Raw genomic sequence first — 12,818 nt, 5'->3', positions numbered from 1 at the left:
GGAAGCTCACCGAGCCGATCCAGAGCGGGGCGGGGCGGGACTCGGCCCGCCCTGCTCCATTACGGAGGAGGGACTGCCCCGCATGAGGAAGATGACGGCCGTGAAGGTCGCCCTGGCATTCGTGGGGCTGATCGTGGGGGCGGGGTTCGCGACCGGCCAGGAGATGATCCAGTACTTCACGTCCTTCGGCGCCGTCGGGATCTGGGGCGCGGTGATCTCCGGGCTGCTGGTGACGGCGGCGGGGTCGGTGACCCTGCTTCTGGGCAGCTACTTCATGGCCGAGAGCCACTCCAAGGTCTTCGGCAACGTCGCGCACCCGTGGCTGTCGCGGTTCCTGGACTGGTCGGTGACCTTCACGTTGTTCTCGGTCGGCTTCGTGATGATCGCCGGCGCGGGCTCCACGCTGGAGCAGCAGTTCGGCCTGCCCACCTGGATCGGGGCCGGGCTGATGGCCGTGCTCGTGCTGGCGGCGGGTCAGCTCGACGTCGACCGCGTCTCCAGCATCATCTCCGGGATCACCCCGCTGGTGGTCATCGCGATCCTGGCGGCCTTCGTCTGGACCATGTTCGATCTGCCGCAGGACCTCTCCCAGCTCAGCGCCGTGGCCCAGCAGGCCGAGTCGCCGGTGCGGCCCTGGTGGGTCTCGGCCATGAACTACACGGGCATGAACCTCATGGTCGCGGTGTCCATGTGCCTGGTGATCGGCGGCAGCACCCCCAACACGCGCGAGGCGGTCTGGGGCGGCTTCAGCGGCGGCCTGCTCTACATGATCCTCGTGCTGATGGTCGTGGTGCTGCTGTACTTGAACATCCAGGACGTGGGGCAGGCCGAGGTCCCCATGCTCAGCCTCTTCGAGTCCATCCACCCGGCGGCGGCAGCGGTCATGGTGGTCATCGTCTACCTGATGATCTTCAACACCGTGATCGGGCTGTTCTACGCCCTCGGGCGGCGCCTGACGGTGCGGGCCCCGCACCGCTACCGCCCCGTGTTCCTGCTGGTGTGCCTGGTGGGCTACGCCCTGAGCTTCCTGGGCTTCTCCACGCTGATGTCCTACATCTACCCGCTGGTCGGCTACATCGGGATGCTGATGATCGTCGTCTTCATCGTCTGGTGGGTGCGCCGCCGCGTCCAGGTGGGCCAGGAGACCGATCGCCGCGATCGCATCCGCGCGCTGCTGCGCCTGCGCGATGATCCCAAGCGGCGCTTCACGGCGCGCCACGAGCGCAAGCTGGCCGGGTACCTGCAGGACTCCTCGGCGCAGGGCGAGACCCTCACCGAGGCGCTGGACCTGGAGGTCATCGAGGAGGCCCGGGCCCGGTGCGAGCGCGCCGACGGCGGCGCCACGCGCGACGACGGCCGCGGCCGGGGCGGCTCCTCGCAGCAGCGGGGCTGACGCCCCGGCGGGCCCCGAGCATGTGGGCGGGCCTGCACTGGAGGGCGTGCCCAGCGGCGCCCGCCCTGGGAGATCCGCTGGGGACCCGGGTGCACGATCCACGCTTGCCCGGGATCCTCCATGCGCATGCGCACCGTTCTGATGGCAGCTCTGGCCTTCGTGGGGCTGGTGGTCGGAGCCGGCTTCGCCACGGGCCAGGAGGTGCTCCAGTACTTCATCTCCTTCGGCGCGATCGGCATCGTGGGCGCCGTGCTCTCCGGCATCAACTACGCCTGCATGAACATGATGCTGGCCGTCTCCATGAGCCTGGTGATCGGCGGAAACCTCCCGAACACCCGCGAAGCCCGCTGGGGCGGCTTCTTCGGCAGACTGATGTGCGCGCTGCTCGTGGTGATGGCCGCCGTCCTGCTCTGCCTGCGCATCCCGGAGGTCACCGGCTCCGACGTCCCCATGCTCAAGACCTTCGAGTCGATCCACCCGGCGGCGGCCTCGGTCATGGTCGAGATCATCTTCCTGATGATCTTCAACACCGCGATCGGCATGTTCATGATCGCGCTGTTCGTGGTGTGGTCGCTGCGCCGCCGTGTGCAGATCGTGCGCGAGACCGGTCGCCGCGATCGCATTCGCGCCCTGCTGACGCTGCGCGAGGACCCGCGCCGCACCTACACCCAGAACCACGAGAAGCACCTCGAGCGCTGCGCCGAGTAGTCGGTGGCCGATGACGAAGCCATCACCGGCGCCATCGACGTCGAGGTCCTCAAGCGGCACCAGCGCGAGCGCGACGAGCAGCGCGGCGAGGACGCGGCGTCGTCGAGCACCCCCTCCTCCTGACCCGCCCCGCGTGAGCTGTGCGGGGACGCTCGGCGACCGCACGGGCTTGTGGCGTCCCCTGCGGCACCCGCAGGCGCCGCTCGGTCCGCGCACGGGCCGCAAGGTACGCGCGAGGACCGCCCCGCCGTCGGGGTCCCGCGCTGCGGGGCCCCGACGGCGGCTCAGTCCCGACGGACGCGGGGGTTCGTCGCGGTGCGGTCGTCGAGCTCGGGGCGGGCGTGGCCGCGTCCGCGGATGAACAGGTAGCCGATGCCGAGCAGGAGCAGCCAGCCGACTCCGATCACCAGGGCCATCCGGGTGTCCGGGATGATGCCCAGCACCACGATCACGAGCAGCACGAAGGCCACCGCGGCCCAGGAGGCCACCGGCCACAGCGGCACCTTGAACTCGGACTCGGGGCCGCCGCGGAGGCCGAGCTCTCGGCGCATGGCCAGGTGGGAGAGCAGGATCATCAGCCACACCCACACGGTCGCGAAGGTCGCGATCGAGGCGATGAAGACGAAGACGTCGGTCATCACGGTGTTGAGCACCGCGCCCAGTGCGAGCACGAGCAGCATGCCGAGAACGGTCAGCCACGGGACACCGGTGCGGGAGACGCGGGCGAAGACCTTGGGCGCGTGCCCCTGCTGGGCCAGGCCGTAGAGGACGCGGCCCGCCCCGTAGGTGTCGGCGTTGATCGCGGAGATCGCGGCGGTGATCACCACGAGGTTCAGGATCGAGGGGGCCCACGGGACGCCGAGGGCGTCGAAGATCTGCACGAACGGGCTGGTCTCGCCGTCGATGCTGTCCCAGGGCACCAGCGACATGATCACGCCGAGGGCCATGATGTAGAAGAGCAGGATGCGGAACGGCACCGCGTTGATGGCCCGCGGGATGGCATGGCCGGGGTCGTCGGACTCGCCGGCGGTGATGCCGATGGTCTCGATGCCGCCGAAGGCGAAGACCACGACCGACAGCGACGCGAGCAGCCCCCATGCGCCCTCGGGCATGAAGCCGCCGTGGTCGAGGAGGTTGTGCGGGCCGGGGGAGGCATCCGGGGCGTAGGAGACGCCCATGACCATCAGGGCGATGCCGCCGAAGATCATGGCGATGATCGCCAGGACCTTGATGCTCGAGAGCCAGAACTCGAGCTCGCCGAAGGTCTTCACGTTGCGCGTGTTGATGGCCCCGATGAACAGGATGACGGCGGTGATCCAGATCCACGCCGGCGTGCCGGGGAACCAGAAGCTCATGTAGACGGCGAACGCGGTGACATCGGCGATGGCCACGACGGCCATCTCGAACACGAAGGTCCAGCCCGTGACGTAGCCGGCGAACGGCCCGAGGTAGCGCGCCGCGTACTGGCCGAAGGAGCCTGGCAGCGGGTGGCGCACAGCGAGCTCGCCGAGGGCGCGCATGACCATGAACACCGCGAGCCCGGCGATCAGGTAGACCAGCAGCACCGAGGGTCCGGCCATGGAGATGGCCGAGGCGGAGCCGTAGAACAGGCCGGTGCCGATCGCCGAGCCCAGCGCGATGAACTGGATGTGCCGATTGCTCAGCCCGCGCTTGAGCTCGGTGCCCTCCCTGCCGGGAGCGAGGTCGGCGGCAGGCTGCCGGGCAGGGTCGTGGTGGGTCATGGGCTCTCCTGAAGATCCAGCTCTGGGGTGCGCTCGGGCAGGCAGTGGGCTGAGGATCTGTCCGCGATGGCATATCCTCCCGAGCCGCAGCACACATCTTGGCAGGTGCGGTTCGCCTCTGCCGATTCGAGTGGCACAGCGATAGATGCACCTTCACTGAGCCGGGGTCGACGACGACCCGATCGCCCTGTGCGCACGAGGCCCTCAGGGCATTCACGAAGACGTGGAGGATGAAGTCCATGGCCTGATCCAAGGTCCCGGCGGCGAGCAGCACCCTGCGCGTCCTGCGCTACCTGGCGGGCCGGGGCGGTCCGGTGGCTGCGGCGTCGATCGCCTCGGCGTTCGAGCTGCCCCGTTCTTCGGTCTATCACCTCCTGCGGGTCATGGAGGAGGAGGGCTTCATCGTCTGGCTGCCGGAGGAGCACCTCTACGGCCTGGGGGTCGCGGCCTTCGAGCTGTCCGCCGAGCTGGTGCGCGCCCGCTCGCGCGGCTGGGGGCAGGAGACGGGTGAGGTCACCGAGGGGCTGGAGACGGCCTCGGTCGCGGCCCGGGATCACCGCGGCCTGCCCGTGGCCAGTGTGGCGCTGACCTGCCGCAGCGAGGGCGGCCAGGTCGACGACGAGCAGCGCGAGCGCTACGTGCTGCGCCAGGCCGCCGCCAAGCTCTCCGCACGTCTCTACGGCATCCGGGAGCGGGAGGGGGCCTGATCAGGGCGGAGCCGAACCCGTGCGGTTCAGCTCGCGTGCTCCAGCTGCGCGATCGGCAGCCAGCGGCGCACCAGCCGCCGCAGGGCGAGCGCCGTGGACTCCAGGTCTCCGTCGCGGGCGAAGGCCATGGCATCGGCCATGTCGCGGGGACTCTCATCGGGCTGCAGCCGATCGGCGACCGCGCCGTAGTCCAGGGTGATCAGCGCTGCTGACCCGAACGAGCCCACCCACTGAGACAGGCGCCGCAGGTCCTCGGCGAGCTCGGCCACGTCCTCGCGCTCCAGCGACTCGAACGCCGCGGCGGCCTGCGCGGCCCGCCGGGAGGCCACGACGGCGGGAACGATCAGCCGGTGGCGCATCCGCCCGCGGAACGGGGTGCGCACCAGGTCCTCTTCGAGGAACAGGGCGAACCAGGACAGCGGCACCGTCCAGTCCGACTGGCGGGCGTACTGCGGCAGGAAATGCTCGGGGGCAGCACTCCGGGCACGGCCGGCGACCTCGTCATGCGGCAGCAGCAGGGACAGCAGCGCGGCGTCCTGATCGCCCTCCTCTGCCGCGGCGAACAGCTGCAGGCTGCGGCGCAGGCGCTGCGACGGGTGGAACAGCGGCCTGGGCGGGCCTTCGCCCGGGTGCGCCGGAGCGGCTGAGCTCGGCAGTCTCCACAGGGCGTCGAAGCGCGGGGGCAGGGAGCCGTCCTCGGCGACGGCCAGCCGGGCCAGCTGATCCTCGAGCTGCGCTGCCGAGCCCTCCTCCGGCGGCACCGCTGCGGGGACCAGGGGCTGGTAGATGCCGTCGAGGTCGTCCTGCGGCACGTAGACGCGCAGGGCGAAGCGCTGCGCCGGTGCGGCCGATGCGCGCCAGGCGCTTCCGAGCCCGCTCAGCCGCGCCACGGCAGCGACCCCGGCACCGCGACGACGGCGGGCATCACTCGACCTCGATGACGACCGGCACGTGATCCGAGGCGCCCTTGCCCTTGCGCTCGTCGCGGTCGATCGACACATCCGAGACGCGCTCGGCCAGCGCCGGGGAGCACAGCTGGAAGTCGATGCGCATGCCCTCGTTGCGAGGGAAGCGAAGCTGCGTGTAGTCCCAGTATGTGTAGACCTCCGGGCCGGGCAGGCGCTCGCGCACGACGTCGCGATAGCCCTCGTCCAGGAACGCCTGGAAGGCCCGGCGCTCCGGGGCGGAGACGTGGGTCATGCCGTTGTCCAGGAAGAACTGCATGTCCCAGACGTCGTCATCCTGCGGCGCCACGTTCCAGTCGCCCACCAGGGCGATCTGCGCCCGGGGATCCTCCTGCAGCCACTCGCGGGCGCGATCGCGCAGCACCGAGAGCCACTCGAGCTTGTAGACCATGTGCGGGTCGTCCAGGCCGCGGCCGTTGGGGATGTAGAGAGACCAGACGCGCACCCCTGCGCAGGTGGCGGCGATCGCGCGCGCCTCCTGGACGGGCTCCTGGCCCTCCTTGCCGAACGACGGCTGCCCCGGGAACGTGCGCTCGACGTCCTCGAGGCCCACGCGCGAGGCGATGGCCACCCCGTTCCACTGGCTCAGCCCGAAGTGCGCGACCTCGTAGCCGGAGAACTCGAAGGCCTCCCACGGGAAGGACTCGTCCTTGGCCTTGGTCTCCTGGATGGCCAGGACGTCGGCGTCCGTGCGCTCGAGCCAGGCCTCCACGCGATCGGCGCGGGCACGGATCGAGTTCACGTTCCAGGTGGCGATCTTCATGGGCCTCAGGGTATCGGTGCCGGCTGACGCCGCAGCCGGGGGAGTCGACGCAGCACGCGGGCCGGAGGCCGGGAGCCCGTCGACACAACGGGTCACAGACATCCGCCGCGATTCAGCCCGACCCCCGATCGGCGGTGTCCGCCCACGCGCGAGCCGGGTGCTCCGGAACACGTTGCTGACGTGCAGAGATGATGATTGTCGTTGGAACCGGACGGCATCGATCCTGTGCTCGTCGGGGCTCGCAGGGGGGTGTGCTGGCCGTGCCGTTCGCCCTTGAGGGGACATGCCCCGCGTTGCCGCTGCGATGCGCGGTCGGTTCCAATGTGTCTGCCCAGCGCGGAATCGCGCGGCGCCGCGGGCAGCGGCGCAGGGGCGACGGTGGGGGCCGTCGCCCGGTACAGGGGAGTCCCGGCGACGGCATCGTCCGCGACCGGGCACGGGTCGTGCGCAGTGCGCGCCGGCCGACGAGAAGGGGGAGCGGAGCACATGGCCGATTCGACGGACAGCGCTCGAGAGCGCATCGGGGGCGGCCGTCCGGGCGCGTGGGTGCGGCTGGGAGGCGCCGCCAGCGAGGGCAGGCGCGCACTGGAGATCGGGCACGCCGTGGGCGAGGTCGGCACGGTCGTGCTGGAGCCGTGGGAGACGGCCGCGGCGCAGCGGCTGAAGTCCGAGGACCCGGCGGTCGTGGTGCTGTGCCGCCGGCGCACGCTGATCGTGGACGAGTCCGAGACCGGCCCCGTGCACTCGAACGGGCTGTCCTACGACCAGGCCGAGGCGAACGGCTGGGTGGCGCGCAGCCGGGCCGAGGAGGCCATCACATGGGAGGCGCACCCGGGCCAGTGGCAGCTGCGGATCTGGGACCCGGCCTGCCGCACCGCCTGGACCGAGGCGATCGTGCGCGAGCTGTCGGACTCGCCCTTCGACGGCGTGCTGGCCGATGACCTGGACCTCTACGACCACCCGTTGGACCTCCCGCTGCCGGACCTGGGCTCCGACACGCAGCTGCGCGAGGCGCACGATGCCCTGATCCGCCAGGCCGGCGAGGCGCTGAACGGGATCGGGAAGCTGCTCATCGCCGTCGTCGAGGACGCGCGGCGGATGCCTGCGCGCTGGGTCGAGCTCTCGGCCTGGGGCGGGGTGTGCGAGCCGACGTGGCTGAGCACCGCCCACGGCCGGATGCTCGATCCCGGGGCCGCCCGGCAGCAGGCCTCGCTCATCACGAGCGAGGGCCCGGGTCGGGTGCCGGCCGAGCAGCTCGTGCTCGTGCGGATGCCGATCGCGGCGTCGCTGCTGCGTCGCACCGAGCTGGACCAGGCCCAGGAGCTGCAGCTCGTGCGCTGCGGGCTGGCGGCGTTCTGGGTCTTCGGCGCCGGGCGCGGCCGCTTCGCAGCGGGCTCCCGCGACGGCACCCGGGCGCACTGGATCCCGGAGATGCAGTGGGACCTCGGAGCCCCGCTGGGACCTGCCGAGGGCGTGGTGAGCATGTGGTCGCGCGAGTTCGAGGGCGGCTGGGCCGTGGTCAACCTGGCCTCCGACGGGCGACGTCGCCGTCATGTGACGATCCCTGAGGGCATGCTGGGCCCGGACGGGGCCCCGATGCGCGGCACCCAGGTCCTGCGCGCGCACCAGGGCATCCTGCTGCGCCGCGCCTGAGGGCCGCGGCCTGGGCTGCTGGCGCCCGGGCCCCTCAGCGAGTGCTCAGCGCCACCAGTCGTCGAGCAGCGTGGCCGGGGTGGTGCGCTTGTGCCGGGTCATCCGCCAGCGAGCCTCGATCCGCTCGGCGATCTCGTCGGGGACCTCGCGGCCCTCGAGATAGTCGTCGATGCTGTCGTAGCCCAGCCCGAGCTCGTCCTCGTCGGTGCGACCGGGGGAGGCGTCGAGCAGATCGGCGGTGGGGGCCTTGGACCACAGCGACTCGGGCCCGCCGAGGTGGCGGACGATGCTGCGGATCTGGCGCTTGTCCAGGCCGAACAGCGGCAGGACGTCGGCGGCGCCGTCGCCGAACTTGGTGAAGAAGCCGGTCACGGACTCGGCGCCGTGGTCCGTGCCGAGCACGAGCAGGCCCCGCTGGCCTGCGATCGCGTACTGGGCCACGGCGCGCACGCGGGCCTTGATATTGCCCTTGTTGAAGTCGCTGGTCGCAGCGCCCAGGGCGGCCTCGACCTGCTCGGCGATCCCGTCGGCTCCGGGGGCCACATCGACCGTGAGCGCCTCGTCGGCGCGGATGAAGCGGAGGGCCTCCTGGGCGTCGTCCTCGTCGGCCTGCACGCGGTAGGGCAGGCGGACGGCCACGAACGAGGCCTCCCGCCCCTCCTGCCGCATCTGCTCGACGGCCAGCTGGGCCAGCCGCCCGGCCAGGGTCGAGTCCACACCGCCGGAGATCCCCAGGACGAATCCAGGGCAGTGGGAGGCCGCCGCGTAATCGCACAGCAGCTGCACGCGGCGCTGGACCTCCTGCGCCGGATCGATCCGTGGCTGGACGCCCATCTCCTCGATGATCGCCTTCTGCAGTTTGCGCATGGACTCATTGTAGCCAGCCTGCACGTTCGGGGATGTGGGCTCTGAGTGCGGGCGGAAACCCCGCATGAAGCCCGATCTGCGGAATATCAGGCAACATCTTGCCGCATCTGCGGATCCGGAATACGGTGAGGCGCATGAAGGCGCTCTCGGTGGCCCAGGCGGCCTCCTTCCTCGATGTCAGCGACGACACCGTCCGGCGGTGGATCTCGGCGGGCAGGCTCACGGAGCACCGCGACGACGCCGGGCGCGGCGTGGTCGATGCCCTCGAGCTGGCGCAGCTGGCCAAGAGCCAGGCCCATCAGCCGGAGGACCCCACGGCCGTGGTCAGCTCGGCGCGCAACCGCTGGGTCGGGCTCGTCACCGAGGTCTGCTCGGACACGGTGATGTCCCAGGTCGAGATGCAGTGCGGTCCGCACCGCGTGGTCTCGCTGATGTCCACGGAGGCCGTGCAGGAGCTGGGCCTGGAGCCCGGCTCGATCGCCACCGCCTCGGTCAAGGCCACCCACGTGGTCGTCGACGTCCCGGTGGAGGGGCGATGAGCGCGCGCACCCTGCGCCCGCTGGCCCTGGCGGCCGTCGCCGCGCTGGCCCTGAGCGGCTGCGGAGGCTTGGAAGAGGACGGCGAGGAGCAGCAGACGCTGACGGTCTTCGCGGCCGCCTCGCTGACGGACAGCTTCACCGATCTGGCCGAGCAGTTCGAGGAGGACCACCCCGACGTGGACGTGCAGCTCAGCTTCGCCGGCTCCTCCGCGCTGGTCTCCCAGCTGGAGGAGGGCGCCGACGCCGACGTCCTGGCCACTGCCGATGAGCGCACCATGGACCAGGCCTCCGAGGGCGGGCTGCTCGAGAGCGAGCCGCAGACCCTGGCCACCAACACCCTGACCATCGCGGTGCCGGCCGGCAATCCCGGTGGAGTCGAGTCCTGGGAGGATCTCTCCTCCGCCGAGCTCGACACCGTGATCTGCGAGCAGCGCGTGCCCTGCGGCGCCGCGACCGTCGAGCTCGAGGACGTCACCGGAGTGGAGGTGGCCGCCGTTAGCGAGGAGGGCTCCGTGACGGACGTGCTGGGCAAGGTGGCCTCGGGCCAGGCGGACGCAGGCGTGGTCTACCGCACCGACGTCACCTCCGCGGGTGATCAGGTCGAGGAGATCGAGATCCCCGACGCCGACCGGGCCGTCAACCGCTACCCGATCTCGGTCCTGGCCGATTCCGAGGACCAGGACCTGGCCCAGGAGTTCTCCGACTTCGTGCGCAGCGACACCGGGCGGGAGCGGCTCGAGCAGGAGGGCTTCGGCGCTCCGTGAGCGAGCAGTCCGGGCAGCCCAGCGCTGATGAGCAGTGCCCCGCGGACGGTGCCGGACGCGGGGACCGAGCAGCGAGCCGGGGAAGAGCGCGGCGGATGGCTGGAGCAGGAAGGCCCCCGCGGGCCCGACGCCCCCGCCTGGCCCTCCCCGGCTGGCTGCTGATCCCCGCCGTCGTCGGCGCGCTGCTGATCGTGCTGCCCGTGCTCGGGATGATCCTGCGGATCGAGCCCGGGCGGCTCTGGCCGCTCATCACGTCCGAGGCCTCGCTGGATGCCCTGTGGCTCAGCCTGCGCACCGCCGCCGTGAGCACCGCGCTGTGCCTGGTGCTGGGCACGCCGATGGCGCTGATCCTGGCGCGCACCAGCTTCCCGGGCCACCGCTTCGTGCGCTCGGTCGTGCTGCTGCCCCTGGTCCTGCCGCCCGTGGTGGGCGGGCTGGCGCTGCTCTACGTCTTCGGTCGGGTCGGGCTGCTCGGGCGCCACCTGGAGGCGCTCGGGATCGAGATCGCCTTCTCCACGGCTGCGGTGGTGCTGGCGCAGACCTTCGTGGCGCTGCCCTTCCTGGTCGTGGGGGTCGAGGGCGCCCTGCGCAGCGCCGGCGATCGGCACGAGGCGATCGCCGCCACCCTGGGGGCCTCGCCGTCGACCGTGCTGCGCCGGGTCACGCTGCCGCTCGTGCTGCCGGGGATGGGCTCGGGCGCGGTCCTGGCCTTCGCCCGGTGCCTGGGGGAGTTCGGCGCGACCCTGACCTTCGCGGGGTCGCTGCAGGGCGTCACCCGGGCCCTGCCCCTGGAGATCTATCTGCAGCGGGAGTCCGATCCGCAGGCGGCCGTGGCGCTGGCGCTCGTGCTGGTGCTGGTCGCGGTGCTGATCGTGGGGCTGTCCGCGCCGCGGCAGCTCGAACGGGCTCGGCCCGCCCGCGCTCGCGATGCCCATGCCCTGGACGGCAAGCCCCGCAGCGACGCTCCCCGCGACCCCGTCGCTGCCGCCGCCCCGCTGGGCTCCGGCGGTGAGCGCCCGTGAGCCTGCGCGTGCAGTTCGCGCTCGCCCAGCGCGGGCTCGACGTCGCCTTCGAGGTCGCCGACGGGGAGACCGTCGCTCTGAGGGGCCCCAACGGCTCCGGGAAGTCCACGATCCTGGAGGTGGTGGCCGGGCTGCTGGTGCCCGATCGGGGCAGCCTCGAGCTCGGCGGGCGCCGGCTGATGGATCTGCGGGGCCGCGGCCTCTGGGTCCCGCCGCATCGGCGCCGGATCACCCTCATGGCCCAGCACCCGCTGCTGCTGCCGCACCTGGACGTGCTCGACAATGTCGCCTTTGGGCCCCGCAGCGCTGGGGCCAGCCGTGCCGAGTCCCGTCGACGGGCCCGCCGCTGGCTCGAGGCGACCGGCACCGAGCAGTTCGCCCGGCGCCGCGCCCACGAGCTCTCCGGCGGGCAGTCCCAGCGCGTCGCCCTGGCCCGCGCCCTGGCAGCCGAGCCGGAGGTGCTGCTGCTCGACGAGCCGCTGGCGGCCGTGGATGCCGAGGGCTCGCAGGACCTGCGCGAGCTGCTCGCGCGCCTGCTCGAGGTCCGCACCGCCGTGGTGGTCACCCACGACCCGGACGACGCCCGCGCGCTGGCCGATCGCACCCTGCATCTGGAGGCCGGGCGGATCCGCTGAGTCGGTGCCGCGTGCCAGCATGGCCTCCATGAGCGCCTCAGATCCCGTCCTGACCGCCACCGGCCGCACCCTGGGCTGGGGCGTGATCTCCACCGGAGCCATCGCCCGCAAGGTCGTGCCGGACATCGCCGCCCTGGCCGATGCCCGCATGGTCGCCGTCTCCTCGCGCACCGCCGCTTCCGCAGAGGCCTTCGCCGCCGAGCACGGGATCGAACGGGCCTGTGGCGGTGCGGACGGCATGCAGCGGCTGCTCGCCGACCCGGAGGTCGACGTCGTCTACATCGCCACGCCCCACGGGCAGCATCACGAGCACCTGCTGGCCTCGCTGGAGGCGGGCAAGCACGTGGTCTGCGAGAAGGCTTTCACCATGACTGCCGCACAGGCGAGGGAGGCGATCGAGCTGGCTCGGGAGCGCGGGCTGTTCCTCATGGAGGGGCTGTGGACGCGCTTCCTGCCGGTGCGCCGGCGGATCGCCGAGATCCTGGACTCCGGGGAGATCGGGCGTCCCCGCTGGGTGCAGGCGGACCTGGGCTTCCGCGGCCCCGATGACGACCAGCATCGCCTGTGGCGGGTCGACGCCGGCGGCGGAGCCCTGCTCGACATGGGCTGCTACGCCCTGCACTGGCCGTGGCTGGCCCTCGGGGAGCCGACCCGGCTGAGCGCCTCGGCGGTCTTCCGCGGCGACGTCGACGGGCTCACGCAGATCTGCCTGCAGACCGAGCACGGCGGCGCGCAGATGACCGTGTCCCTGCTGTCCCAGGGCCCGCGCCGGGCCGTGATCTCCGGGGAGGACGGCACGATCGAGATCGCCTCGCCCATGCACCGCCCGGCCTCGTTCACCGTGGTCGATCTCCAGGGCGGCCGGCGGGAGGAGAGCTTCGAGGTCCAGGGCGCGGGGTACTGCTACGAGATGCGCGAGGCCACCCGCTGCGTCCAGGAGGGCCTGCAGGAATCGCCCGTGATGCCGTGGGCCGACACCCTGCGGCAGATGGAGCTGCTGGATGAGATGCGCGCCCAGATCGGGCTGCGCTACCCGGGCCACGACTGCCCCGCCGCCTAG

Annotated in this window: 13 protein-coding genes; 9 read left to right on the top strand and 4 right to left on the bottom strand. The window is 71.9% G+C overall.

Features of this window, described 5'->3' with window-relative positions; all coding sequences use genetic code 11:
- The first annotated feature begins 82 nt into the window (after nucleotides 1–82).
- Together JOE55_RS06280 and JOE55_RS06275 are read left to right on the top strand one after the other, a co-directional pair.
- Nucleotides 83–1,393: a YkvI family membrane protein gene (locus JOE55_RS06280; protein ID WP_204782345.1), complete on the top strand. Its 1,311-nt coding sequence runs from the start codon at nucleotides 83–85 to the stop codon at nucleotides 1,391–1,393.
- A gap of 126 nt (nucleotides 1,394–1,519) precedes the next feature.
- Nucleotides 1,520–2,101 carry a hypothetical protein gene (locus tag JOE55_RS06275; protein WP_204782344.1) on the top strand — a complete coding sequence of 194 codons (582 nt, stop codon included), beginning with the start codon at nucleotides 1,520–1,522 and terminating at the stop codon, nucleotides 2,099–2,101.
- Between the two features lie 284 nt (nucleotides 2,102–2,385).
- Here the strand turns inward: JOE55_RS06275 and JOE55_RS06270 are convergent, their stop codons facing one another.
- Complete coding sequence (locus tag JOE55_RS06270) at nucleotides 2,386–3,843, bottom strand: amino acid permease (protein WP_204782343.1); 1,458 nt, start codon at nucleotides 3,841–3,843, stop codon at nucleotides 2,386–2,388.
- 275 nt (nucleotides 3,844–4,118) lie between these two features.
- Here JOE55_RS06270 and JOE55_RS06265 point away from each other — a divergent pair, with 275 nt between their 5' ends.
- Nucleotides 4,119–4,550, top strand: coding sequence for a helix-turn-helix domain-containing protein (locus tag JOE55_RS06265; RefSeq protein WP_239547229.1), 432 nt, complete (start codon nucleotides 4,119–4,121; stop codon nucleotides 4,548–4,550).
- Nucleotides 4,551–4,576: 26 nt separating this feature from the next.
- On the opposite strand, the gene JOE55_RS06260 is transcribed toward JOE55_RS06265, so the two are convergent.
- Nucleotides 4,577–5,440, bottom strand: coding sequence for a DUF8083 family protein (locus tag JOE55_RS06260; RefSeq protein ID WP_338125441.1), 864 nt, complete (start codon nucleotides 5,438–5,440; stop codon nucleotides 4,577–4,579).
- Between the two features lie 34 nt (nucleotides 5,441–5,474).
- A complete protein-coding gene (locus JOE55_RS06255) occupies nucleotides 5,475–6,278 on the bottom strand; it encodes an exodeoxyribonuclease III (RefSeq protein WP_204782342.1) in 804 nt (267 codons plus the stop codon).
- 486 nt (nucleotides 6,279–6,764) lie between these two features.
- Between JOE55_RS06255 and JOE55_RS06250 the strand changes: the two genes are divergently transcribed.
- Entirely contained in the window at nucleotides 6,765–7,931 is a 1,167-nt protein-coding gene (locus tag JOE55_RS06250) for a putative glycoside hydrolase (RefSeq protein ID WP_204782341.1), read from the top strand.
- A 45-nt stretch (nucleotides 7,932–7,976) separates the two neighbouring features.
- Here JOE55_RS06250 and nadE read toward each other — a convergent pair whose 3' ends face one another.
- Complete coding sequence (nadE, locus tag JOE55_RS06245) at nucleotides 7,977–8,798, bottom strand: ammonia-dependent NAD(+) synthetase (RefSeq protein ID WP_204782340.1); 822 nt, start codon at nucleotides 8,796–8,798, stop codon at nucleotides 7,977–7,979.
- 134 nt (nucleotides 8,799–8,932) lie between these two features.
- Between nadE and JOE55_RS06240 the strand changes: the two genes are divergently transcribed.
- The 5 genes from JOE55_RS06240 (at nucleotide 8,933) to JOE55_RS06220 (ending at nucleotide 12,818) form a co-directional block, all read left to right on the top strand.
- A complete protein-coding gene (locus JOE55_RS06240) occupies nucleotides 8,933–9,337 on the top strand; it encodes a TOBE domain-containing protein (protein ID WP_204782339.1) in 405 nt (134 codons plus the stop codon).
- Nucleotides 9,334–10,101: a molybdate ABC transporter substrate-binding protein gene (gene modA, locus JOE55_RS06235; protein WP_204782338.1), complete on the top strand. Its 768-nt coding sequence runs from the start codon at nucleotides 9,334–9,336 to the stop codon at nucleotides 10,099–10,101. The genes JOE55_RS06240 and modA overlap by 4 nt, the downstream gene beginning before the upstream one ends.
- A 95-nt stretch (nucleotides 10,102–10,196) precedes the next feature.
- Nucleotides 10,197–11,123 carry an ABC transporter permease gene (locus JOE55_RS06230; protein ID WP_204782337.1) on the top strand — a complete coding sequence of 309 codons (927 nt, stop codon included), beginning with the start codon at nucleotides 10,197–10,199 and terminating at the stop codon, nucleotides 11,121–11,123.
- A complete protein-coding gene (locus tag JOE55_RS06225) occupies nucleotides 11,120–11,758 on the top strand; it encodes an ATP-binding cassette domain-containing protein (RefSeq protein WP_204782336.1) in 639 nt (212 codons plus the stop codon). Before JOE55_RS06230 ends, JOE55_RS06225 begins: the two co-directional genes overlap by 4 nt.
- Nucleotides 11,759–11,786: 28 nt before the next feature.
- A complete protein-coding gene (locus JOE55_RS06220) occupies nucleotides 11,787–12,818 on the top strand; it encodes a Gfo/Idh/MocA family protein (protein ID WP_024289675.1) in 1,032 nt (343 codons plus the stop codon).

Origin of the sequence: Kocuria palustris (genome assembly GCF_016907795.1) — a bacterium.
GTDB lineage: Bacteria > Actinomycetota > Actinomycetes > Actinomycetales > Micrococcaceae > Kocuria > Kocuria palustris.
The sequence above is the reverse complement of the archived record's forward strand: the minus strand, read 5'-3'. Positions and strand labels throughout refer to the sequence as shown.

Excerpts from the sequence above, each read along its gene's own strand:
- JOE55_RS06230 (WP_204782337.1), top strand. The coding sequence starts at position 10,197 with ATGGCTGGAGCAGGAAGGCCCCCGCGGGCCCGACGCCCCCGCCTGGCC.
- nadE (WP_204782340.1), bottom strand. The coding sequence starts at position 8,798 with ATGCGCAAACTGCAGAAGGCGATCATCGAGGAGATGGGCGTCCAGCCA.
- JOE55_RS06280 (WP_204782345.1), top strand. The coding sequence starts at position 83 with ATGAGGAAGATGACGGCCGTGAAGGTCGCCCTGGCATTCGTGGGGCTG.
- JOE55_RS06275 (WP_204782344.1), top strand. The coding sequence starts at position 1,520 with ATGCGCACCGTTCTGATGGCAGCTCTGGCCTTCGTGGGGCTGGTGGTC.
- JOE55_RS06220 (WP_024289675.1), top strand. The coding sequence starts at position 11,787 with ATGAGCGCCTCAGATCCCGTCCTGACCGCCACCGGCCGCACCCTGGGC.
- JOE55_RS06240 (WP_204782339.1), top strand. The coding sequence starts at position 8,933 with ATGAAGGCGCTCTCGGTGGCCCAGGCGGCCTCCTTCCTCGATGTCAGC.
- JOE55_RS06270 (WP_204782343.1), bottom strand. The coding sequence starts at position 3,843 with ATGACCCACCACGACCCTGCCCGGCAGCCTGCCGCCGACCTCGCTCCC.
- JOE55_RS06250 (WP_204782341.1), top strand. The coding sequence starts at position 6,765 with ATGGCCGATTCGACGGACAGCGCTCGAGAGCGCATCGGGGGCGGCCGT.
- JOE55_RS06255 (WP_204782342.1), bottom strand. The coding sequence starts at position 6,278 with ATGAAGATCGCCACCTGGAACGTGAACTCGATCCGTGCCCGCGCCGAT.
- modA (WP_204782338.1), top strand. The coding sequence starts at position 9,334 with ATGAGCGCGCGCACCCTGCGCCCGCTGGCCCTGGCGGCCGTCGCCGCG.